Source organism: Rhizobium sp. CB3171 (assembly GCF_029714265.1).
GTDB lineage: Bacteria > Pseudomonadota > Alphaproteobacteria > Rhizobiales > Rhizobiaceae > Rhizobium.
In genome coordinates, this window is sequence record NZ_CP121652.1 from 1,748,516 (window position 1) to 1,771,074 (window position 22,559).

The 22,559-nt window shown below is 59.2% G+C and carries 22 protein-coding genes and 1 tRNA gene; 6 read left to right on the forward strand and 17 right to left on the reverse strand.

What is annotated here, in order from left to right; translation table 11 throughout:
- Positions 1 to 138 precede the first annotated feature (138 nt).
- Positions 139 to 738: an alpha/beta hydrolase gene (locus QA648_RS08580; protein WP_283050872.1), complete on the reverse strand. Its 600-nt coding sequence runs from the start codon at positions 736 to 738 to the stop codon at positions 139 to 141.
- A 193-nt stretch (positions 739 to 931) separates the two neighbouring features.
- On the opposite strand from QA648_RS08580, the gene QA648_RS08585 reads away from it, so the two are divergent.
- Together QA648_RS08585 and QA648_RS08590 are read left to right on the forward strand one after the other, a co-directional pair.
- Positions 932 to 2,149 (forward strand): SfnB family sulfur acquisition oxidoreductase, encoded by a 1,218-nt coding sequence (locus QA648_RS08585; protein ID WP_283050873.1) that lies wholly within the window; start codon positions 932 to 934, stop codon positions 2,147 to 2,149.
- A 31-nt stretch (positions 2,150 to 2,180) separates the two neighbouring features.
- Complete coding sequence (locus QA648_RS08590; protein WP_245463843.1) at positions 2,181 to 3,029, forward strand: methyltransferase domain-containing protein; 849 nt, start codon at positions 2,181 to 2,183, stop codon at positions 3,027 to 3,029.
- Between the two features lie 22 nt (positions 3,030 to 3,051).
- Here the strand turns inward: QA648_RS08590 and QA648_RS08595 are convergent, their stop codons facing one another.
- Both QA648_RS08595 and QA648_RS08600 read right to left on the reverse strand, forming a co-directional pair.
- Positions 3,052 to 3,522 (reverse strand): Rrf2 family transcriptional regulator, encoded by a 471-nt coding sequence (locus QA648_RS08595; protein ID WP_104823420.1) that lies wholly within the window; start codon positions 3,520 to 3,522, stop codon positions 3,052 to 3,054.
- Positions 3,523 to 3,728: 206 nt separating this feature from the next.
- Entirely contained in the window at positions 3,729 to 5,204 is a 1,476-nt protein-coding gene (locus QA648_RS08600) for an FAD/NAD(P)-binding protein (protein ID WP_283050876.1), read from the reverse strand.
- A 618-nt stretch (positions 5,205 to 5,822) separates the two neighbouring features.
- Between QA648_RS08600 and QA648_RS08605 the strand changes: the two genes are divergently transcribed.
- On the forward strand, positions 5,823 to 6,062 hold the full coding sequence (locus QA648_RS08605) for a hypothetical protein (RefSeq protein WP_104823422.1): 240 nt from the start codon (positions 5,823 to 5,825) through the stop codon (positions 6,060 to 6,062).
- Between the two features lie 418 nt (positions 6,063 to 6,480).
- Here QA648_RS08605 and QA648_RS08610 read toward each other — a convergent pair.
- The 8 genes from QA648_RS08610 to QA648_RS08645 all read right to left on the reverse strand — a co-directional run bounded on the left by QA648_RS08610 (position 6,481) and on the right by QA648_RS08645 (position 14,374).
- Positions 6,481 to 6,556 (reverse strand) — tRNA-Lys (locus QA648_RS08610).
- Between the two features lie 125 nt (positions 6,557 to 6,681).
- Positions 6,682 to 7,599, reverse strand: a complete 918-nt coding sequence (locus QA648_RS08615) for a PhzF family phenazine biosynthesis protein (protein WP_283050878.1) — start codon at positions 7,597 to 7,599, stop codon at positions 6,682 to 6,684.
- A gap of 82 nt (positions 7,600 to 7,681) precedes the next feature.
- Positions 7,682 to 8,428, reverse strand: a complete 747-nt coding sequence (locus QA648_RS08620) for an NUDIX hydrolase (protein WP_283050879.1) — start codon at positions 8,426 to 8,428, stop codon at positions 7,682 to 7,684.
- Positions 8,425 to 9,537 (reverse strand): endonuclease/exonuclease/phosphatase family protein, encoded by a 1,113-nt coding sequence (locus QA648_RS08625; protein ID WP_283050881.1) that lies wholly within the window; start codon positions 9,535 to 9,537, stop codon positions 8,425 to 8,427. The genes QA648_RS08620 and QA648_RS08625 overlap by 4 nt, the downstream gene beginning before the upstream one ends.
- 42 nt (positions 9,538 to 9,579) lie before the next feature.
- Positions 9,580 to 10,575, reverse strand: a complete 996-nt coding sequence (locus tag QA648_RS08630) for a 2OG-Fe(II) oxygenase family protein (RefSeq protein WP_283050882.1) — start codon at positions 10,573 to 10,575, stop codon at positions 9,580 to 9,582.
- An 87-nt stretch (positions 10,576 to 10,662) separates the two neighbouring features.
- Positions 10,663 to 11,694 (reverse strand): ABC transporter ATP-binding protein, encoded by a 1,032-nt coding sequence (locus QA648_RS08635; RefSeq protein WP_283050883.1) that lies wholly within the window; start codon positions 11,692 to 11,694, stop codon positions 10,663 to 10,665.
- Positions 11,682 to 13,376, reverse strand: a complete 1,695-nt coding sequence (locus QA648_RS08640) for an iron ABC transporter permease (protein WP_283050885.1) — start codon at positions 13,374 to 13,376, stop codon at positions 11,682 to 11,684. Before QA648_RS08640 ends, QA648_RS08635 begins: the two co-directional genes overlap by 13 nt.
- A 17-nt stretch (positions 13,377 to 13,393) precedes the next feature.
- Positions 13,394 to 14,374, reverse strand: a complete 981-nt coding sequence (locus QA648_RS08645; protein ID WP_283050887.1) for an ABC transporter substrate-binding protein — start codon at positions 14,372 to 14,374, stop codon at positions 13,394 to 13,396.
- Between the two features lie 172 nt (positions 14,375 to 14,546).
- On the opposite strand from QA648_RS08645, the gene QA648_RS08650 reads away from it, so the two are divergent.
- The gene (locus QA648_RS08650) at positions 14,547 to 15,536 is read left to right on the forward strand and encodes an aldo/keto reductase (RefSeq protein ID WP_283050889.1); all 990 of its coding nucleotides are present in this window, start codon (positions 14,547 to 14,549) and stop codon (positions 15,534 to 15,536) included.
- Positions 15,537 to 15,743: 207 nt separating this feature from the next.
- On the opposite strand, the gene QA648_RS08655 is transcribed toward QA648_RS08650, so the two are convergent.
- From QA648_RS08655 to QA648_RS08665, 3 genes are all read right to left on the reverse strand, one after another.
- The gene (locus QA648_RS08655) at positions 15,744 to 16,973 is read right to left on the reverse strand and encodes a PLP-dependent aminotransferase family protein (RefSeq protein ID WP_283050891.1); all 1,230 of its coding nucleotides are present in this window, start codon (positions 16,971 to 16,973) and stop codon (positions 15,744 to 15,746) included.
- Positions 16,974 to 17,070: 97 nt separating this feature from the next.
- On the reverse strand, positions 17,071 to 17,484 hold the full coding sequence (locus tag QA648_RS08660) for a type II toxin-antitoxin system VapC family toxin (protein WP_283050893.1): 414 nt from the start codon (positions 17,482 to 17,484) through the stop codon (positions 17,071 to 17,073).
- 3 nt (positions 17,485 to 17,487) lie between these two features.
- Positions 17,488 to 17,748: a type II toxin-antitoxin system Phd/YefM family antitoxin gene (locus tag QA648_RS08665; protein ID WP_104823485.1), complete on the reverse strand. Its 261-nt coding sequence runs from the start codon at positions 17,746 to 17,748 to the stop codon at positions 17,488 to 17,490.
- Between the two features lie 118 nt (positions 17,749 to 17,866).
- Here QA648_RS08665 and QA648_RS08670 point away from each other — a divergent pair, with 118 nt between their 5' ends.
- Entirely contained in the window at positions 17,867 to 18,463 is a 597-nt protein-coding gene (locus tag QA648_RS08670; protein ID WP_283050896.1) for a class I SAM-dependent methyltransferase, read from the forward strand.
- 95 nt (positions 18,464 to 18,558) lie between these two features.
- On the opposite strand, the gene ilvC is transcribed toward QA648_RS08670, so the two are convergent.
- The 3 genes from ilvC to QA648_RS08685 all read right to left on the reverse strand — a co-directional run bounded on the left by ilvC (position 18,559) and on the right by QA648_RS08685 (position 21,293).
- Positions 18,559 to 19,578, reverse strand: coding sequence for a ketol-acid reductoisomerase (ilvC, locus tag QA648_RS08675; protein WP_104823487.1), 1,020 nt, complete (start codon positions 19,576 to 19,578; stop codon positions 18,559 to 18,561).
- A gap of 43 nt (positions 19,579 to 19,621) precedes the next feature.
- On the reverse strand, positions 19,622 to 20,272 hold the full coding sequence (locus QA648_RS08680) for a TetR/AcrR family transcriptional regulator C-terminal domain-containing protein (RefSeq protein WP_283050899.1): 651 nt from the start codon (positions 20,270 to 20,272) through the stop codon (positions 19,622 to 19,624).
- 112 nt (positions 20,273 to 20,384) lie between these two features.
- On the reverse strand, positions 20,385 to 21,293 hold the full coding sequence (locus QA648_RS08685) for an AraC family transcriptional regulator (RefSeq protein ID WP_283050900.1): 909 nt from the start codon (positions 21,291 to 21,293) through the stop codon (positions 20,385 to 20,387).
- Between the two features lie 190 nt (positions 21,294 to 21,483).
- Here QA648_RS08685 and QA648_RS08690 point away from each other — a divergent pair, with 190 nt between their 5' ends.
- Entirely contained in the window at positions 21,484 to 22,527 is a 1,044-nt protein-coding gene (locus QA648_RS08690; RefSeq protein ID WP_104823489.1) for an NAD(P)-dependent alcohol dehydrogenase, read from the forward strand.
- Positions 22,528 to 22,559: the final 32 nt, after the last annotated feature.

The following is a 22,559-nucleotide window of genomic DNA, read 5'->3' on the forward strand; positions in this document are numbered from 1 at the left end:
TGGACACACATCGAGCCATTGACGGCTCGACAAATGTCATTGTCGCTATTGTCTACTTATTTAGTCGTATATGAAAGCGCGAAAATGCGCCGGTAGCAAGCGCTTTCTTGCGACCGCATTTTTCATGGAAGACGACGCTTATGGCATGGCCCCGCACAGGACGTCGTGCAACGGTGGTCTTGCCCGCCTGAATTGCCGATCCTCGACCCCCTTCGTGAACGCGGAAAAGAGTTGGAAGCCCTGCTCCCATCGGCCAAAACCGCTGGCGATATTGATGTGGCCGGCATGGCCGAGATCATGAAGCTCACTATCCCATCGCGCGGCATGATGCCGAAGCTCGACGAAATCCATGTACGGATCATCGCGGCTGCCAACGACAAAGCTCGGAAATGGCAGAGCTTTAGTCGGCATTGTGCCGAAATCGATGGCGCCGGGATGCAGCCTCTCCGTCCGGTCGAGATCACAGGGAGCCACAAGAAAAGCGCCTTTCACATGCCGGGCGGCGGGGTGATCTGCGAGATTTGCGGCAAGCAGGCATCCGAGACTATGCGTGACGAGCCAGGCTTCTTCCACCCGCTCCAACTCTCTCTCCAGCGCCGCCAACCAGTGTTCCAGCACCGGCCTCGACCATGAAGCCTGACGGACGATGGCCGCAGAGGTCTTATCGCGCGCCCAATGGCGCTGCCAATGCCCCTCGGCGGAGCCGTTTAAACCCGGAAGGATCAGTGTCGCGACCACGGCGCTCTCCTGGATGCGAGCGATGGCTGCATTGAGCCGCCCGCTTACAATTTCTCCATTCGGTGCCTATTATGGCGGATAGCGAAATCTGGATAAGCAAAGAAAATCTATTGTATAGTAGATCTATAGAAATTACGATCATAGCGCTTTCGCCAGCTAAGTCACTGATATGCCATCGTTGATGGGGTTATGAATGGGAACTGTTTCACAGTTGCACGAGCGCACCAGACCGCTCGCACACCGCATTCAAAGCGACGAGGAAGCGCTGGAAATCGCGCGATCGCTGGCCATCCAATTTGCACAGCAGGCAAGCGACCGCGACATCAACCGGGTGTTGCCCTACGAGGAGCTGGAGGCCCTGTCGCAATCCGGCCTGCTCGGCATCACCACTCCGTCCGAATATGACGGCATCGATATTTCCAACTCCGTTCTTGCCGAAATCATAGCCATTCTGGCCGAAGCCGATCCTTCGATCGCCCAGATTCCGCAGAGCCATTTCTACATTCTGGAAGCGCTTCGCGTCGATGGCAGCGAGGAACAGAAGAATTTCTTCTTTACCAGGGCGCTGGCCGGTGACCGCTTCGGCAATGCATTTTCCGAAGTCGGCACCGGAACGGCCGGTCAATACAACACGCGCCTGACATCGGACGGGTTGGGCTATCGCGTCAACGGCCGCAAATTCTATTCCACCGGCGTAGTTTTCGCCGACTGGATCGGTATTTTTGCGCTGAACGCAGACGACGAACTCATCCTGGCACTTGTCCCGCGTGGCGCTGAAGGCATCCAGATCATGGATGATTGGGACGGTTTCGGTCAGCGCACATCCGGCAGCGGCACCACCATTCTGCATAATGTCTACGTTAACGCCGACGCTGTCGTCGCGCATCACAAGGGCTTCGAGCGGGCGACGACCATCGGTTCGGTCGGCCAAATTATCCATGCCGGCATCGATCTCGGCATTGCCCGCGCCGCTTTCACCGAGACCGTGGAGTTTGTGAAAACGCACGCCCGCCCCTGGATGGACAGCGGCGTCGAGCGAGCGGCCGATGATCCGCTGACCATCGCCAGGATCGGCCAGATCGCCATTCGCATCGAGGCAGCCGCAGCCATGCTGGAACGCGCCGGCAGGAAGATCGATGTTGCTCAGATCAATCCAACGGAAGATGATGTGATCGAGGCCACACTTGCTGTGGCTGCCGCGAAAACCCTGACGACGGAAATAGCCATCGAAGCCTCGAATACACTGTTCGAGCTCGCAGGCACCTCTTCGACCCGCATCGGCCTCAATCTCGACCGTCATTGGCGCAACGCCCGCACCCACACGCTGCACGACCCGGTTCGCTGGAAATATCACATCGTCGGCAACTATCATCTCAACGGCGTAACACCGCCGAAGAACTGGACGCTCTGATGAATTTTGTATCGGAAGGTGGAGAGAGACCGTGACTGCAAATCGCCGTGCCAGTTTGGAAGAGATACGGGCCTTTCACGCGAAAATGATGGCTGCCGCCAGCAATTCCCACGATGAAAGGCTTGAGCGGATTTTCGAGCTTGTACCGCGCGAAGCGTTCCTGGGTCCTGGGCCTTGGCAGATAAAGGTCAATCGGCGCTACATTGAAACGCCCGGCGCCGATCCCTCCATTCTTTATCAGAATGCGCTCGTCGCTTTGGACAGAACCAAAGGCATCAATAATGGGGAGCCGTTCCTGCATGCGGCCTGGATCGGGGTTGCCGCCCCGAAGTCCGGCGACACCGTAATCCATATTGGCGCGGGGACGGGGTACTATACGGCGCTCCTGTCGATGCTGGTGCTGCCAAATGGCCATGTTCATGCGTTCGAAATCGAAGAGGATTTGGCCAACCGTGCACGCGCAAATCTGGAGCCATTCGAGGGAATTTCCCTCGTCCATGGCGATGCGACCACTCTGGCGCTGCCGAATGCCGATCTCATCTACGTAAATGCCGGCGTAATCGCCCCACCGGCATCGTGGCTTAAAGCATTGCGGCCCGCAGGCCGGATCATCTTTCCGTGGCAAGCCAGCAAGAAGGCAGGGCTTGCTGTCCTGATCACCCGCACGGAAACTGGCTACGCAGCACGGCCTTTGATGCCGTCATGGTTCATTCCCTGCGTCGGCGCCTCGGATGTGGACCAATGCAGCAAGTCTCCGAGCCGTGACGACGCCTGGTCGATCCGGAAGGTTTGGCTGACCGAGGATCGCGCGCCCGATGAATCCGCCGCCGCGATCTACAGGGATCTTTGGTTCTCAAAAGCCGGTGACGGCGAACAATAAGCTTGTTCGGGAACCCAATGGGTTAGCCGATATTCGAAGCGCGATAATCTTCCTGCTCTTCGATTTCGATTCCAGGCCCGCCGCCGGCGACGAACTGTTCGAGCGTCATATTGTCGAGAATCGCCGCGATCGCGTCGCGGACTTCCGTCATGGAACGGCGCACATGACAGCGCTCCGGATCGGCGCAATCGTCGCAGGCTTCATAGGCCGTGCGGCTGGCGCAGCGGATCGGCGCGAGCGGACCGTCGAGCGTGCGGATGACATGGCCGATGCGGATATCGGAGGCAGGGCGCGATAGCGAATAGCCGCCGCCTGGCCCCTTCTTCGAGCGCAGCACGCCGGCATTACGCAGTTCCAACAGGATGGTGTCGAGGAATTTCTTCGGGATATTATTGCGGGACGCGATGTCGTTGATAAACGCAGTTTCGCCCGGCCCGAGGCGTGCCAGGTCCACCAGCGCCTTCAACCCGTATTTTCCTTTTTTCGTGAGCATCGCTATCCACTTACTGCAAAGTCGATTGTTGTAAGCCCGGCACGATTCGATCGAGACTCAACCGGCTTGTCCTGTTCGTCATTGACCTCGGAAGTAACGCTGCCGCCCCGTGCGAACAAGATAATAACTCACAAATTGTATAGTTTATATGAGTAAATTTGGGCAAATGTATCGCTCAAGCAACGTTTTTGCACTTTTTTCTACCTTTACGCGGAGCTGCTATCGACTTTTGGCTTGTTATGCTTGCGCTGGGTGTGGTCGGGAGCATTTTGGGCAATCGCCGACGCCACCTGTTCGGCGACGAAAACGGCATGCTCGACCACTTCGGGCAGGCCCATAAGTTCGCCGAAAGTGCCCCGCGCCAAAGGTCCGGAAATGAGCAGCGACGGTGCCGTCTTACCATCAGCGCCGAGCGCCAGCGATGCCATATTGCAGGCAAGGCCGAGCCCTGTGGCATCGATGGCGAGATAGCCCGCATCCGCAAGGGCGCCGATCCAGCCTTGCGAGCCCAGAATGCCGCGATGGCTCGGCCCGGTCGTCACGACGACCGCATCGAATTGACGATCGAGGCTCTTGCCCGAGCGGCTGAGCCGAAGCGTACAATCGATCACCTCGCCCTTCGCCTCTACGGACGCGACGGAAGCCGCGAGTACATCGAGCCTGCCGGTGCTGATCGCCTCCTCACTGACGGCCTCGACCTGCGGCGCGACACGGAAGCGATGCACATCCCAAAAGGGCCGCAAATGCCGCACCACACGACGACGCTCGTTGAGCGGCATTGCCTGCCATAAATCCCCTCCCTGCGCGCGCACCTGATCGATCACCGCATGCCAAGTCCATCCCTCGCCTTCGGCCTTACGAATAGCGGCGCGCACGCGCCTCAGAAGATCAAGCGCTGTCCGTGACGGCTGACTGACGAAATCGCCGAACAACTCCTGCTTCACCGGCGCATGCCCGCGCGATCGCAGCCCGCGTCGGGAAATTGCGGTGATCGGTCCTTTATGACCACGCAGCTCCAGCGAGGCGATGACGTCGGCGGAGGTCAGGCCGTTACCGACCACCAACACCCGATCGCCGGGGCGGATGGCATCGAGCGCATCCGGCCGCGTCGGGTCCGCGACGAAACGCGGATGGCCGGCAAGCGCATTTTGCAATGACCGCGGCGGCAACGGCGACGGATGGCTGGTGGCGATGACGAGAATATCCACCTCCAAGCGCCGTCCCGCCTCGCCCGTGATCACCCATCGGTCATCCAGCCGCCGGACATCCGCAACCCTTTCCGCGACATGGGTGATGGCACCGCCATCGATAAAAGGCTGCACCATGGCATTGATATAACGACCAAAAAGCCCGCGCCGCGGAAACAGGCTGCCATTCGCCGCGACCGCCGTCTGGTCGCCCTCCAGCGCATTGTTGTCTTGAAGCCAGCGCTGGAAATGTTCGAGATCGTCAGGAAACAGGCTCATCTTAGCTGCCGGCACATTGATGCGATGCGCGGGGTCGCGGGTATCATAGGCAAGCCCTGCCCCGAGCCTGGCGCGCGGTTCGAAAATGAAGAGCTGACCGGGCTGCAGCGCTTCCGATTGCAGCAGGTGAAAAGCAACCGCCGCCCCCGAAATGCCGCCGCCGATGATTGCGATGACAGGCCGATCACGCGATTGATCGTGAGAACAAGTGGTCATCGCCAAATCCTTCCAAATCGATCGTTTGCGCCGAACACTTCGCCGGCGGCAACCGAAAATGCCTACGGCATAGGAATATACTCTATAAATTTTATTGACAATAGAATGCCGATGGCAGCGCGATGGTCCAACCGGCTGCTGACCATCCGTGACCGCCGATACATCCATGCAAACAAGGACTTCTTTGTGCCCCGCACAACAGCGTTATCGCACCGCAGGATGTGAAAACCTTGGCATACGCGGAACAAAGGCACATACTACCGATTGTTCTGATACATGTTCTCTGGGAGGAGAAACATCATGGAACTGCTGCACCTGCTCACCCCCTTCGACTATATGCTGGTTCTGGTTCTCGCAGCCATTTTCGTATTCAGCGTGATGGAAGGCGGCGGGCATAAGAGGCATTAGTTAGCCCCAGCCGAATAGCGCAATCTCCCCAAAGCCCAGCGATTCGAATTGAAGGTTTGGCGTGTGTTTTCGCCGTCCATCCTCCCGCAAAATTTATGATTTTGATCCCGCTTCGAATGAAAGCGATCTGTAGATCGCGTCAGGAGTAGAACGCGGTCGAAGGAACAGTTCCGTTTTTCCGCAGTTACCTTTTTGTAAAAGGAGAACGCGATGCCAAAATTGAATGCAGGTTTCACGGGAACGCCGGTTGAGCAGCCCGAAGGAGTGAAAAGGGCGGTAAAGTCGGCAACATCCATGGCCAAGCGCGAGGCGCAAGCCGTTGCTATAGGCGCTCAGGAACACCAAACAACGACCGCAACGATCGTCGCAATTGGCGCAATTATTTTTGGATTGGGCTACCTGATGGGAAGAAACGCCGCGGAAAGCGAGCGCTCACATCACTGGTGGTAATCCCCAAATGCTGCCGCAGTCGTCAGGACGGCATTTCTTGAGTCATTCGGCAGCAGGCAAAGCGAGATCACAGTAAATTCCAATCATGGGAACTTACCTGAACGCCAACGGTTAGATTCAGAGAACTTTGGGTTTGGCATGGCCATGCAAAGTCACCTTGCGTTCATTCTTTATGCAGGCACCGTAATCGCTATGGGATGCATCCTGATCCTCGCAACGCTGATTGCGCCGGATCCCGATTACTCGAACCGCCTTCCCGCATCACCTTATGCAATCAATCATGCGCAATGAAGTCGCGCGCCCATGTCGCCGCATGATGCGTGCATAGCGACCTTGTGGCCAAACGCCAGGCTCTGGAAACAGAAAACCGCAACAACCTTTATTTCCAAGGCTTTGCGGTAATTCTCAGAAGAAATTTTGGTGGGTGATGTAGGGCTCGAACCTACGACCCGCTGATTAAGAGTCAGCTGCTCTACCAACTGAGCTAATCACCCGTAACCGCTCGCTCGCGGTGTGACCGGGCATATAAATAGGATCGGTTTGATTGTCCAGCGGCCAGATGAATTTTCTTTGGTTAATCGTCAAAAAAATTTCGAAGAGCCGCAAAAACCTTACAAAATCAAAGCTCAAGAATTCCCGTCGCCACGCGTACGGCCTGACCGCCAATGCGGGCGTTGGCGATATCGCCGCCGTCGATGTCGATGTGAAGGTGGATAAAGGATGGGCGGCCCATCTCGACACCCTGCTCGACGATGACGGGATGGTGGCCATCCGGCAGCCGGTCGAAATAGTTTATCGCGCCGGAAAGCGCAGCCACCGCCGCGCCCGTGGCCGGATCCTCGACAATGCCCATCCCGACGGGGAATACCCGGGCATGGAACTTGGCCGTGTGATTGAGCGCGCCACGGCAATAGATGAAGGCCGAGGCGAGCGCACCGTCGACGAAGGGCACGGTCTTTTCCCAGAGCTGTGGGTCGAATTCCATACGCTCGGCGGCCCCGACATCGTGCACTGGCACCAGCAGGAACGGCACGCCGGCGCTCCAGATCGACGGCACGTGATTCTCGAAACCGATCTCGGTGATCTTCAGGCTGAGCGCATTGGCGATATCGGCACGGTCGAGCGGCAACATGATTTGCTGTGATTTCCGCGGCAGGTCGAATTCGGCAAAACCCGCCCTTTCCTGCCTGAGCCGGACGGCGCAGCGCACCGGCCCCACCCGCTCGTCCAGCACCGAAACGAGATCGACGTCGCCGCCATGGCGGGCATGCGCCCGCTCAGCCAGAGCGATCGCAGTGCCAACGGTCGGGTGGCCGGCGAAAGGCAGCTCGCGGGCGGGCGTGAAGATGCGCAAGCTTGCGGTATGCGCCGGGTTCTGCGGCGGCAGAACGAACACCGTCTCGGAGAGATTCATCTCCTTCGCGATCGCCTGCATCGCCTCGTCGTCCAATCCCTCGGCATCGAAGATGACGGCTAGCGGATTGCCCGCGAGTTTTCTGTCGGTGAATACATCATAGACACTGAAGCTGCGGGCCACCCCTGCCTCCATTACATGATTCTAGACTGTAGACGCCTGCTCAACCATACATAACGGCAACACATTTGAGCGCAAGCTAAAGCTATTCCCGACGACCGAAGAACCACGCGAGAATAGGCGGCATCGCCGAACTATAATGATGCGCAGCAGGGTTGGCCGAGCGAATGGCAACCGCGTCGTCGATCTCCTTTTCGTGGTCTACCAGCATATGCGCCCGGATCCGCTCCAACATCTCCTCGGCTGTCCAGGGGAAGCGGAAGATGCGGAAGAGGGTAACAGAAAGGTTCGAATGCGTGGCGTAATAGCCCGGCTCCGCGACCGCATCCCATAAGTCGAGGCCTGTTTCCTCCATGACTTCGCGACGCATGTTGCCCTCGACATCGCAGTGCCCATCGACGATATCGTTTTCATCCATCGAACCCGCGGCACAATAGACCTGGCCGGGATTGGCGGTGTGCTCAGCCATGCGGATGGCAATGATCGCGCCGTCGGAAGAGACGGCGACCGGAAAGGCAAAGACATGAAAGCCGCCACCGCGCTCCCTCTGTTTGCGCCACCACATGAATGTGGAGAACGGCGTCACATATGCCTCGCCCTCTACAGCCTGCTCGCTGACCGACAAGCGATGCTGAAAGATCATCCGCCCATCGAAAAGTGCCGGATTGGCGGCAATCTCCTTCTTCCAGTTTTCCTGCGCTGCCTCGGCGTTGCTGAGATGAAAAGGGTGATCGCCGGCGATAACCGCAAGATCGATGCGGGCCACCGGGAATACAGTATTTTCCGGCGGCCAGGCGGCCGTGTCGTTTCGCAGTTTGAAAGCGTGAGTCATAGTAGGTCCAATGTCATGACGACGGGGCAATGATCGGAGGCCTTCGGCCTGTCCCAACCGGTACGTGGATAACGTTCTACTTCCTGTCCGGGCGGAAATATGGTGCGAAAGGGCTGACCGGAGCGGATGACGTCGGGCATCCGCTGCGCATTGGCGCGCGCCAAGGCCGGAGACAGCCAGATATAGTCGAGCTGGCAAAGCCACTGCTCCTGCGGCCCGCGAGCGTGATACAACGTCCAGCGGTCCAGCACATCGCGCCGGCGCATAACGTTTTCAACGAAACCGTCCTTGCTGAAGACATCGAGTGCCGGGCTCTCGTCATCCCGATGTTTGAAACGATAGCCGGTGTGGCGCGTGCCGATGACATCGACGCGCTCCTGATAATCATTCATATCGCCGCAAATAGCGAAATTCTTCGTCGCCGTATGACCGGCGCCAAAACGGTCCTCGATGAGGCGGCGCACGGCAAGCGTCTCGGCGCGGCGGACCGGCATGGTCGAATCTCGGCCACCGACGCCTTCCCGCACTGGCCCCATCGATTTCAGATGCACGACATACAGCGAGAACGGCACGCCGCCGATGGTCAAATCAAGCTCCAGGCAATCACGCTTGAAGATCTTGTCGTCCAGATGAAGATCAAGTGCGGCCAGTTCATCGTTGAAAAGACCGAAATCGCGATAAGTCACCATGGCGTGACTTCTGATGTCCTTCAACAGGATCGGCTGCCCGTCACGCGTCTCCTCGCGCGTCATCACGGCAACATCGATACCCCTGCCATCATTGCCCTCGATCAGGAACTTCTGCCGGTAGCCATTGCCGACCATGCGGTAGAGATAGCCGTACTCGAAAGCCTGCAATGCCGCCATGCTGTCGACTTCCTGCAGGCAAATGATGTCGGCATCTGCATCGGCGATCGCAAGCGCCGTCATCTGCCGCGTGTCGTCGGTGGCAGCGACCACGCGCGCCGCTTCGAGCTGCTTGTAAATGGCTTCGTTCTGCACGTCGAACAGCTTCAACACACGGTCCTGGCGCAACTGATTACGGAAACCGGTGTAATCGAAACGGGTCAGCAGGTTTTCGACATTGAAGGTGGCAAGGCGCAGGGACATCTGGCATTCCGGTTTGTGGAGATATGGGCCGGCTCGCCCAAATCAATTGGGCTTGGCTGTTACGGTCGATTTGAACTTGCCCATGAGATAGGGGCCGGAGAGAACAGGGGCATATTTCGGCTCCTCGCCCGGAGAAAGACAGGACGGCAGGCAGGCGATCTCGGCAAACCAGTTCGGCTGGTGAAAGAACGCCAGCGACTGCCGTCGTTGCATTCCTCCCTCTTCCGGTGGCGGATTGACGACACGGTGCACCGTCGAGACCCAGCGATCATTGGTCCAAAGCGCCATCAGGTCACCGATATTAATGATGAAGGCGCCAGGTACCGGCGGCACCGGCGTCCATTGGCCGTCGGGCGTAATGATCTCCAGACCCTTGGAGCCCGGCTGTGGCAGCAGGATCGTCAGGCTGCCATAATCGGTATGCGCCCCGGCGCGCAACTGGCCCGGTTGCGGCGCGACACGCTGCTCGGGATAATTCAGCGCCCGGAGCGCGCTGATCGGTGCGTCGACGTAGCTGTCGAAAAAATGCTCGTCGAGACCGAGCGCGGTGGCAAAGACGCGCATGATCCGCGCCGTCAAATCCTCCATCGAACGGTAATAGGCCTTCCAGGCATCCGCAAAGCCTTCCGGGCCATCCGGCCAGATTGTGGCGGCATAGCAGAAGCCGAGCGCTTCCGGATCGGTCATGCCGGCCGGCACAGCAAGCGGGCCACCGTTGAAACTTTCCTTGAGGTCGGGCGGTGTGTCGATGTTGCGCGATTTCGACAGCGCCTCGGTGCCCGGGCCAAGATAACCATAGGGATAGCCGGGATACGGCGCTTTTGCCCGTTGCTTGACATCGGCGGGCCGATCAAAAAAAGCGTGCGTCTTTGCCCATACGGCTTGGATTACAGCCTCATCGACACCATGATTGGCAATCGCCAGAAAGCCGGTCGAACGGCAGATTTCGTCGACCTCAGCACCAAGCCGCCTCTTCTCCCCTTCGTCGGCCGCCTCGAAGGCGCCGAGATCGAAAATCGGGAAGTTTTGATCGGACATGGCGCGACTCCCATTCGTGACATCGGGCAACTCAAGCACAGGTGGGGACCGTGAACAACCGTCTTGTCTCCCCGCCCGCCGCATCGATCACAGCCGCCATGCCGAGCGAACGGCGACCGCATAAATATCGCCCGTTTTCACCGCTTCGCGGCTATAGGCTCTCAATATCTGACCATCCGGCAGCGATAGCCGCAAGGCGTAGCGCTCGCCCTCGTAAAGGACGGTGTCAACCCTGCAAGAGATACCATCGGCATCGGCGACCACGTCCTCGGGTCGAACGAGGATATCAGCGCGCGGGTTCCCGTCCCCCTGCTCTCTCCAAATCGTCTTCAGCGCCGGCCAATCGATAAGCCGCAGCTTACCATCCGGAATGGCGAGCGACAGGATCGCACCCTGTCCGACCAGTCCGCCGACCAGCCGGCCCTCCGGTCGCGCATAGATTTCCGCCGGCGCCGCCACCTGCAATAGCCGTCCCTCGGACATGACTGCGACATCGGTCGCGAGCGCCATTGCCTCGCTCTGGTCGTGAGTGACATAGACCATGGTGGCGCCCGAGCGCTGATGGAATTCGCGGAAGGTCTCCTCCATCTCCTTCTTGAGATGACGATCGAGATTGGCGAGAGGCTCGTCCAGCAGCACGACATCGGGCGATGTCACAAGGCAGCGCGCCAGCGCCACACGCTGACGCTGGCCGCCGGAAAGATCCGCAGGCCGCCGTTCCGCATAGTCTTCCAGCCGCACGGTCGACAGCGCCTCTCGCACCTTCTGACGGTAACGCTCGCCGGAAATGCCGCGCACTTTGAGTGGGTAGCCGACATTGCCGGCAACGTTCATATGCGGCCAGAGTGCATAGGACTGGAACACCATCGCCATGTTGCGCCGCTCCGGCGGCAAGGTATGGGCGGCATCGGCAAGCAGACGTTCGCCGAGATGGATCGAACCATCCGTCGGCTGCTCGAAGCCGGCTATCATCCTCAGCACCGTCGTCTTGCCGCAGCCGGAGGGGCCGAGCAACGCCAGGAAACCACCTTCACGGACTTCCAGCGACAGCGCCTTGACCGCCGGACGACCGCCCGTGCCGAAATCCTTGCTGACGTGATTGAGGATCAGCTTCGCCACGGCACCACTCCCTTCGGCAGGTGCTTGGCCAGAATTTCCAGCAACAACATCATGGTGACCACCATGGCGACGACGATGACGGACATGGCGGAGGCGAGATCGGCGCTGCCGCCATCATCGAGATTGTAGATGACGACGCCGAGCGTTTGCGTGCCCGCCGCCCAGAGCAAAGCGGAAACGGTAAGCTCATTGCAGGCGATGAGAAAAACCAGGATCACCGAAGCGCCCGCTGCCGGCGCGATCAGTGGCACGATGATATCGGTAAGACGACGGAAGAAACCGGCGCCTGAGAGACGAGCCGCCTCCTCCAGCGCCGGATCGAGCTGCAGAAAGGCGCTCATCACCGGCTTGAGGCTGACAGCGAAATAGGCCGAGAAATAGGCGAGCAGAATGATCCAGATCGTGCCGTAAAGCGTGATATTGAGGACGGGCAATGGTGCCGCGAAAACCAGGATGAAGGAAACGGCGACGATGATCCCCGGCAGCGAATAGGGAATCTCGATCAATCCGCCGACAATCCGGCTCAGCATATCCTTGCGCCGCGTCAGGGAGTAAGCGGCCAGAACAGTCACCACCAGGAGACCAAGTGCCGTCATCCCGGAGAGGAATAGGGAATTGGAAAAAGCGACGCGCGTCACCGTCTGCCGAAACAGAATTTCGGTGAAGGCGTGCAACGACGCCGTCTTGAAGGTCAACGGCACGCCATAGGCCGGCACCAGCGCGCCGGCGACCAGAGCGAAGAACGGTGCGACGAGCATAATGAACAGGATCATCCACAGCAGCGGCACGGCGGCAAGACGCCAACGGCCGAGCGCGAGGGCGGCAGAGGCGCCGGAAAGGCCGATGACGCGATAATCCCGCCCTTTCAGCGCTTTGCCCTGCACCGCAAGGCCGGCAACCGAAATCACCGCGATCATCGCCGACAGCACGGCGATGTCACCGAAGGTGCGTGGGCCAAAGGTGGAGAATTTGGTGAAGATCAACGTCGACAAGGTGAAGATCGAAGCAGGAATGCCGAGTATAGCCGGGATGCCGAAATTGCCGATCGAAGAGACGAAGGCAATGGCGGCGCCGGCGATGACACCGGGCAGTGACAGCGGCAGGATGATGTCGCGGAACACCCGAAATCCCGAAGCACCCGAAAGCCTTGCCGCCTCGACGCCGTCACGCGGCAGTGCCATCAGACCGGCCCGGAGTGCCAGATAAACCAACGGCGCGTGCTGCACGCCATAGAGCAGCGCAATGCCGCCGACAGAATAAAGCGGCTGCGGCGAGCCGAGCGGCGGCGCGATGTGCAGCGCCTTCAACAGGGGGCTCGATGGGCCGGACATCTGCACCCAGGCGAGCGCGGTGACCTGCGGCGGGATCATCATCGGCAGGACGAAAAGAAAACTAAGGGGTCCCCGGCCCGGAATGTCGGTCAAGGTGAGCAGGAAGGCAAAGAGGCTGCCGAGCAACACGGAAATAACCGTGCCAAACACGGCGGTCTCAATCGTATACCAGGCCGAACGCCAGAGGGCGGGATCGGTGATCAGTTCGTAGGCTCCGCCACGCAGCAGCGCCTCGATGCCAGCCTCCGCCAGCCGCGCCAGTGGCAGCGCGCTGAGCAGCATCACGATGGTAACGACAAAAGGAAACAGCCAGGTTGGCTGGCTGTTTCCCTTCCGCACATATCCGTACATCGGCCGTCCAGATTGGATCACTTCGATCCGTAATAGGAAGAGAAGGTCTTCAGATCCTGGTCGGTGTTCTTCAGAGCTTCGGCCGCATTCAACGGCAAAACCTTGATGCTGTCACGCGCCGGGAAACCGGCGGGCAGCGGCATGCCGTTGCGGGCAGGGATATAGCCGAGGTTCAGGAAGCCTTGCTGGCCCTTTTCCGACAGAGCGTAGTCGACGAATTTCTTGGCGGCGTCGACATGCTTGGTGCTGGCGAGAATGCCGACCGGCTCGGTCACGGCCGAAACGCCTTCGGTCGGGAAAACGAATTCCAGCGGCGCACCCTTGGCCTTTTCGCGGATTGGCATGTAATCGACGATCATGCCGTAGGCCTTTTCGCCGGAAGCAACCGCCTTCAGCACCGCACCATTGCCGCCGGAAGCGATTGCGCCGTTAGCGGCGAGATTCTTGTAGAAATCCCAGCCGAGACTGCCGACGCCGGCAAGCGTCTGCGCGTGAATGAGAGCGGCACCCGAAGCAAGCGGGCTCGGCATGGCGACGAGCCCCTTGGCTTCCGGCTTGGTCAGGTCCTGCCAGCTCGTGGGCTTCATCGAAGCGGCGGTGTTATAGACGATGCCGGTGGTGATCAGCTTGGTGGAATAGTAGTAGCCGTCGGCGTCATAGAGCGCCGGATCGTAGTTTGCGGCTTCCGCCGACTTATAGGCCAATAGTTTGCCGGCTTCCTTCAGGCGCTCCAGCGTAACCGTATCGGCGATCAGCAGAACGTCGGCAACGGGAGCGCCGGCCTGGATTTCCGCCTGCAGCTTGGCGATGATCTGCGGCGTGCCGTCGCGAACCCAATCGACCTTGATGCCGGGATTGGCAGCCATGAAGCCATCGACGGTTGCCTGCGCATCGGCATTCGGTTGGCTGGTGTAGAGGACGAGATCGGCGGCGGCGGCAGAACCTGAGAAAAGAGCAATGGCCAGCAGGCCGGCGAGAGCGGAAACAAACGTCTTCATGAAGCGTCCTCGGCTGGGTGATGAGAAGGGTTCCTTAGCGGCGGCGGTTAACATGATTGTGACAATCTGCAATCGCAGACCGGTCGTTCATACTATCATTCGACCTTGACCATAAACGCCCTGCACTATCTCCTAGCACGCGAGTTTCAGCTTTGGTTTTGGAGGATAATCTATGGAATACCGTCTGCTTGGCCGCTCCGGCCTCAAAGTTTCGAGCATCACCATGGGCACGATGACCTTCGGTGGCGTCGGCTGGGCGAAGACCGTCGGTGATCTCGGCGTCAGCGAGGCGAAACGACTTGTCGATATGTGCCTCGATGCCGGCGTCAACTTGATCGATACGGCCGATGTCTACTCGCAAGGGGCTTCCGAGGAGATTCTCGGCGAGATCATCGGCGGCCCGCGCAAGAACGGCGTATTGATCCAGGCCTGCGAAGCCAGCCTGAAGCGCATGAAGACTGATGTCATCGATCTCTATCAGTTGCATGAATGGGACGGCCAGACGCCGCTCGAAGAAACGATGGAAGCGCTCGATACGCTCATCCGTCAAGGCAAGGTGCGCTACATCGGCTGCTCGAATTTTTCCGGCTGGCACATCATGAAAGCACTCGGCGTCAGCGAGCGCGACAAGCGCGAACGTTTCGTCAGCCAGCAGATCCACTATACGCTGGAAGCGCGAGATGCCGAATATGAGCTGCTGCCAGTCAGCATCGACCAGGGCCTCGGCGTCCTCGTCTGGAGCCCGATCGCCGGCGGCCTCCTCTCCGGCAAGCATCGCCGCAACCAAGCGACGCCGGAAGGCACCCGCCAGTTTGCCGGCTGGACCGAGCCGCCGATCCGCGACGAGAACCGCCTGTGGAACATCGTCGATACGCTGGTGGAGATCGCCGATGGTCGTGGCGTCTCAGCCGCACAGGTCGCACTCGCCTGGCTGATCGGCCGCAAGGGCGTAACGTCTGTCATCATCGGCGGTCGCACGGACGCGCAATTCAAGGACAATCTCGCCAGCGCCGAGCTGAAGCTGACGGAAGAAGAGCGCAAGCGCCTCGACGACGTCAGTCTGTTGCCTTTACTGTATCCCTACTGGCACCAGCGCAATACAGCAACCGACAGGCTGAGCGATGCCGACCTCTCGCTGATTGCACCGCATCTGGCGAACTGATGGAAAGCCAAAAACCTTCTCTCCCCGAAGAGAAGGTGGACAAGAACTGCTGAACGCAGTGAAGCAGTGATTGGCCGGTTGAGGGGGGAACCCGTCGCATTGCGGCGAGCGCCTTCAGCGGCAAGCGAAAGGCAATCCTTACGGTGCAACGCCCCCCTCAACCTGCGCTAAAGCGCATCCTTCTCCCAGCTGGGGAGAAGGTAAGAACTAGGCCGCCATCGCCCCGATTTCGCTGGCGATCAACTTGCCGAGCCGCGAGATCCCCTCATCGATCATCTGCTCGTTGGCGCAGGAGAAGCTGACGCGGAAGGTGTTCGGGCCGGAGCCATCGGCGAAGAAGGCCTGGCCGGGCACGAAGGCCACTTTCGCAGTCTCCAGCGATTTTGCCAGCAGCTTGGCCCCATCCATGCCCTTCGGCAGGGTAACCCAGACGAACATCCCGCCCTCGGGTTTCGTCCAGCTCGTAACCTCAGGCATATATTTCGCAAGCGCCGCCAGCATGCAGTCGCGTCGGTGGCTATAAGTCTTGCGGACCTTGGCGACCTGCGCATCGAAGCCGCGTTCGGCGACTTGATGGATGGCAATCTGGTTGATGGTCGAGGAATGCAGATCAGCCGCCTGCTTCATCAGCACCAATTTGCGAATGACTGGCGCGTTGGCAACGACGAAACCAACGCGAAGACCCGGCGCCAAGGTCTTGGAAAAGCTGCCGCAATAGATCGTCCGCGTATCGTTGATATTGCCTTTGCGGGCTATCTCCAGCGCCAGGATTGGCGGGATCGCCTCGCCGTCATAACGCAGCGACTGATACGCAGCATCTTCGATGATGGCGATATCCAGTTCGTCGCCGAGATCGATCAGCTTTTCGCGGGAAGCGAGATCGACCGTTTCGCCGGTCGGATTGGCAAAATCGGCGGAGAGATAGGCGAACTTTACCTTTCCACCCGCCTGCTCGGCAGTCGCGCGGTAGGAAGCCGGCGTGCGATTGCCGTTCGGCGTGAGCTGATCGTAAGTCGGCTCATAGGCATTGAATGCCTGCAACGCACCGAGATAGGTCGGCGCGGTGACCAATGCCGTATCCTTCGGCGACAGGAACAGCTTACCCAGGTAATCGAGACCCTGTTGCGAACCGGAAACGATAAAGACGTTTTCAAGCTCGCAGGGAACCCCAAGCGCCACCATCTGGCCGACCAGCCATTCGCGCAGCGGCTTGTAGCCTTCGCTGACCGAATATTGCAGCGCCGCGTTGACAGCCGGGCCGGAAAAGATGTCCGCATAAGCCTGCTTGAATTCCTGATCCGGAAACAGCGCCGGATCGGGAATGCCGCCCGCAAACGAGATGATGTCCGGACGCTCCAGCAGCTTCAGCAACTCGCGGATTTCGGAGGCGCGCATACGGCTTGAGCGCGTCGCAAAGATATTTTCCCAATTCAGCATGGGGCTTCCTCGTAATTTTTTGTCTTTGTGCCACAAGATCACGCAACAAACGATAAGTCAATAATACTGACCTATTTTGTTTGTGACGGTGACATTCTCAAGGAGATTTGTAGTCAAAGGGGTTGAGAACAGCAGCGGGAAAGGCCGAAAAATCGACGATATCGCGCGTAACGATCGTGAGATTATGAACGGATGCAGTCGCCGCTATCATCGCATCGGCAATCAGCGTCGGCGATTTGCGATGCATGAATTGCGCCCATCGGATCATGCACTCCGCATCCAGGGGAATGACCCGAATCCCAAGCTGCAAACTGTCCAGCCAACGCATAAGCTCTTTTGCCTTTTGCGGATCGGTTTCTCCAGTCAACTCTATACCGCGCTGGATCTCGCCGATCGTGATGGCCGAAATCGCAAGGTCGTCACTCCTGACACTATGTATCCAGGCCAGTACCGCGCCATGCGGCTTTACCCTGCGCAATTCCGATACCACATTCGTATCAAGCAAATACAAGCGTCAATCCTCACTCAGATTGACGTCCCGCCAGACCCATTCCTTACGAGACGGGATATCGAGATCGAATCTTGGCTCCGGCGCGAGAAGCACGTCCTTGGCGGACGGCTTGGCCCGCTTGTTCAGTGCTTCCCACTCAGACACGGAAACAAGCACGGCTTTAGGTTCGCCTCTTTTTGAAACAAGCTGCGGCCCTTCCTCCAGCGAGGCATCAAGCATTTCACTAAATTTCGCTTTGGCGTCCTGAACAGGCCACTGGCGCATGACACCCTCCATCTGACTAGTTAAAAGACTAGTTACTTCTCGCCCGCAATTCAAGATCAAACTTGCGAAACAGCGATCCCGCTCCGATACTCAAGTTGATGACCGAATGGGAACACGCATGACAAACGACAACCCCACGTCCTCCTTCTACGACGACAACGCCGCCGTCTATGTCAGGCGCGATCGCAGCCTGCCGCAGCGGCGACTCGATGCCTTCCTGAATACCCTTCCCGCCGGTGCATCGATTCTGGAATTAGGCTGCGGCGGCGGCCAAGACGCAGCCTACATGATCTCGCGCGGCTTCAACGTCACGCCCACAGACGGTTCGCCGGAAATAGCCGAGCAGGCCGAAAAGTTGATCGGAAAGCCGGTCATCGTTCGCAGGTTCGAGGAGCTGGAGGACGACCAACTCTATGACGGCATCTGGGCCGAAGCATCCCTATTGCATGTGCGGCGACCCGATCTTCCAGGGATTTTCAACCGCATCCACAAGGCCCTGAAGAACGGCGGCATATTTCACGCCAGTTTCAAAGCGGGAGAAGCCGAGGGGCACGACAGCTTCGGCCGATATTACAATTATCTCTCGGCCCACTGGCTTAACGATCTGCTCATTTCGACCGGCTGGAAGGACATCTCCCTCAACGAAACCGACGGCGGCGGCTACGATGGCAAACCGACGAGGTGGCTGCGGATGAGAGCCCGGAAAAATATTTGATCGGCTATGTAAGCCGTAAACCCGTCTTGAAACGGTCAGGGCCGGGGAAGTCTCCCTCCCCGGCCCTTTTCATTGCGGTGTAAAGCTGAAGAAGCTTAGTTGACGCTCTTGTCGACCAGCTTGTTCTTGCCGATCCAGGGCATCATGCCGCGCAGCTTGGCGCCGACTTCTTCGATCTGGTGGCTGTCGTTGTTGCGGCGGATGCCCTTGAAGCGGGCAGCGCCGGAACGGTATTCCTGCATCCACTCGGAGGTGAACTTGCCGGTCTGGATGTCCTTCAGGACACGCTTCATCTCAGCCTTGGTCTCTTCGGTGATGATGCGCGGACCGGTGACGTATTCGCCCCACTCGGCCGTGTTCGAGATCGAGTAGTTCATGTTGGCGATACCGCCTTCATAGATCAGGTCGACGATCAGCTTCACTTCATGCAGGCACTCGAAATAGGCCATCTCCGGAGCGTAGCCAGCTTCAACCAGCGTTTCGAAGCCGGCGCGGATGAGCTCGACGAGACCGCCGCAAAGAACGACCTGTTCGCCGAAGAGATCGGTTTCGCACTCTTCGCGGAAGTTGGTTTCGATGATGCCGGAACGGCCGCCGCCGACGCCGCAAGCGTAGGAGAGAGCGAGTTCAAGCGCATTGCCGGAAGCGTTCTGATGAACGGCAACGAGGCAGGGAACGCCGCCGCCCTTCTGATATTCGCCGCGAACCGTGTGGCCTGGGCCCTTCGGAGCGATCATGACGACGTCGACCGAAGCCTTCGGCTCGATGAGGCCGAAGTGAACGTTGAGGCCGTGTGCGAAAGCGATCGCAGCGCCGTCACGGATATTCGGAGCGATTTCGGACTTGTAGATGTCGGCCTGCAGTTCGTCCGGGGTCGCCATCATCATCAGGTCGGCCCAGGCAGCAGCTTCGGCAACGGTCATGACCTTGAAGCCGTCGGCTTCAGCCTTCTTGGCGGTTGCCGAGCCGGCCTTGAGCGCGATCGCAAGGTTTTGCGCACCGCTGTCCTTCAGGTTCAGCGCATGGGCGCGGCCCTGGGAACCGTAGCCAATGACGGCGACCTTCTTCGACTTGATGAGGTTGAGATCGGCATCACGATCGTAATAGACGCGCATTGTTTGTCCTTCCCTTTGCTTGTCTGGGTGCAGATTTTAATTGTCAGACGGTCGCTGTCGCTTCCGCCAATACCTTTTCCGTGCCGTAGAGCCGGAGGAAGGCGCTGACCGCCTTCTCCGCCTGACGGCTGGTGTCCTTCAAACCGGGCTCGCCGAGCAGCATGCGCACATGCAGATCGGAAACGATAAGCCCGTAAAACGTATGGTAAGCCTCGCCGGCGTCCATGAAGCGCAGCAGCCCTGCCCGCTTGCCGGCATCGATCAGCCCGCTGGCGCGCCGGTCGATCTGGCGGCGGCCGCGCTCCAGCAGAAGCTTGCCGAGTTTCGAGCCGTCGCGGTTCGATTGACCGATCGCCAGACGGTTCAATGCGAGCGAAACGTCGCCCGCCAGGACTTCCAGCAGATCGCGGGCGAAAATGACGAGATGGTCATGCAGGCTCGCCACGGTCAGCCGTTCGCCGTTGCGCTCGAAGGTGCGTACCTTGCTCGCCTGATAGGCAATCATCGCCGACAGCAGACCGTCGCGATCGCCGAACCATTTATAGAGACTTTCCTTGGAGCAATTGGCAGCGCGCGCGACGCCCGAGGTCGTCAGCGCCTTTTCGCCGCCGTCGACGAGCAGACGCAGCGCCTGTTCCAGAACGGCGTTCTGGCGCGGCGAAAACTCGCTCGACTGTCCTGCTTCGCTCAGCACGATGGCCACCCCCAAATACGTACCGTACGGTACGGTTCGCCGTCGTTATGACTGAGGGCAAAGCCAGCGTCAAGCGCAAATCGTTGCTGCAACGCGTCAAAAACGAAGGAAATTATTCCGCGGCAACCGGGCTCCGCATGGCCTCGACATCCTTCAGCGGCGGCAGGCCATAGAGGCGGCTATATTCACGGCTGAACTGCGAAGGGCTCTGATAGCCGACGCGGTGGCCAGCCGATCCGACATCGAGCTGCTCGACGATCATCAGCCGCCGCGCCTCGTGGAGCCGGAGCTGCTTCTGATATTGCATCGGCGACATCGCAGTCACCGCCTTGAAATGATGGTGCAGCGAGGAGACGCTCATGCCGACGCGTTCCGCCAGTTCCTCGATGCGCAGCGGCTGGACGAAATTGCCGCGAATCCAGGCAACCGCGCGCGCCACTCTGTTGCTCTGGCTCTCCGCCATCGCGACTTGCAGCAGCCGAGGACCGTTCGGGCCCGTCAACAGACGGTAGAGGATTTCCTGCTCGATCAATGGCGCCATGGCAGGAATATCCTCCGGCCGGTCGAGCAATCTAAGTAGCCGCAACGAGGCGTCGAGCAGTTCCGGCGATGCCGCATTGACCGCAAGCCCACGCATGGGTTCCGATGTCATCGCTTGGCGCGGAATGTTGACGCGCGATAACAGCTCATTCAGCCGTTCGCTGTCGAGCACCATGGCAAAACAGAGGTAGGGAGTTTCACTGTGGACATTGGTTACCTGTGTCGATACGGGCAGATCGAGAGCGGTCAGAATATACTCGCCGACACCGTAATGGTACGTGTCGGCACCGACCGTCAGGCTTTTGCGTCCCTGGACAACGACGGCATAGGAAGGTCGATAGGCCCCATGCTGCCACACGGTCACCGCCGACTGCCGGTATAGATTGAGACCGTCGATCGGTGTGCGATGTTCTCCATCCCCCGTGGCGAAACGGGCAACGATGGAGGCGAGTTCCTGGTTGGGATTGAATGGCAGTGTCATGCGCAACCAACTGTTTTCGAGGGCTTGTCGCAGCTTATCTAGGTGACCCCTCGCCGCTGAAAAAGAGCCGCTGCCAATTTAGATTCGCAGGATCGTACATAAAGCTTGCAGGATCGCTCTAACGCTCTCACCCGGTTCCGGTCCATAAGTCGGCCACCCCAAAGCCAATCCTAACAAAAGGAAGTCTTCCATGGCAATTGCAAAGGGTTATGCCGCCACCGACGCGTCCAAGCCGCTTACTCCCTTCACCTTCGAACGTCGCGAGCCGAACGAAGACGACGTCGTCATCTCCGTTAAATATTGTGGCGTTTGCCATTCCGACATCCACCAGGCCCGCAACGAATGGGGCGGCTCGAAGTATCCGATGGTGCCTGGCCATGAAGTTGCCGGCCTCGTCACGGCCGTCGGTTCGAAGGTGACGAAGTTCAAGGTCGGCGACCGCGTCGGCGTCGGCTGCTTTGTCAATTCCTGCACGACCTGCGCGACGCGCGATTTGGACTACGAACACTTCCTGCCGGGCCTGGTCCAGACCTACAACGACGTGGAAGCAGACGGCGAGACGCCGACCTATGGCGGCTATTCCGACTCGATCGTCGTCAAGGAAGGCTATGTCCTCTCCTTCCCCGACAATATTCCGCTGGATTCGGGTGCACCGCTGCTGTGCGCCGGCATCACGCTCTACTCGCCGCTGCGCCACTGGAAGGCAGGCCCGGGTAAGAAAGTCGCCATCGTCGGCATGGGCGGTCTCGGCCATATGGGCGTCAAGCTGGCGCATGCCATGGGCGCCGACGTGACGGTTCTCAGCCAGACGCTGTCGAAGAAGGAAGACGGCTTCAAGCTGGGCGCCAAGGATTATTACGCCACCAGCGATGCCGAGACCTTCACCAAGCTCGCAGGCACGTTTGACCTGATTATCAACACGGTCGGCACCGCCATCGACTGGAATGCCTATCTCAACCTGCTGAAGTATGACGGCAGCATGGTGCTGGTCGGCGTTCCGGAACATGCCGTTCCGGTTCACGCCTTCTCGCTCATCCCCGGCCGCCGCAGCCTTTCCGGCTCCATGATCGGCTCGATCAAGGAAACCCAGGAAATGCTCGACTTCTGCGGCGAGCACAACATCGTCGCCGAGATCGAGAAGATCAACATCCAGGAGATCAACGAAGCCTATGAGCGCGTTCTGAAGAGCGACGTTCGCTATCGCTTCGTCATCGATATCGCTTCGCTGGCCTAAGAAAAACGGCGGCGTCCGAAACGGGCGCCGCC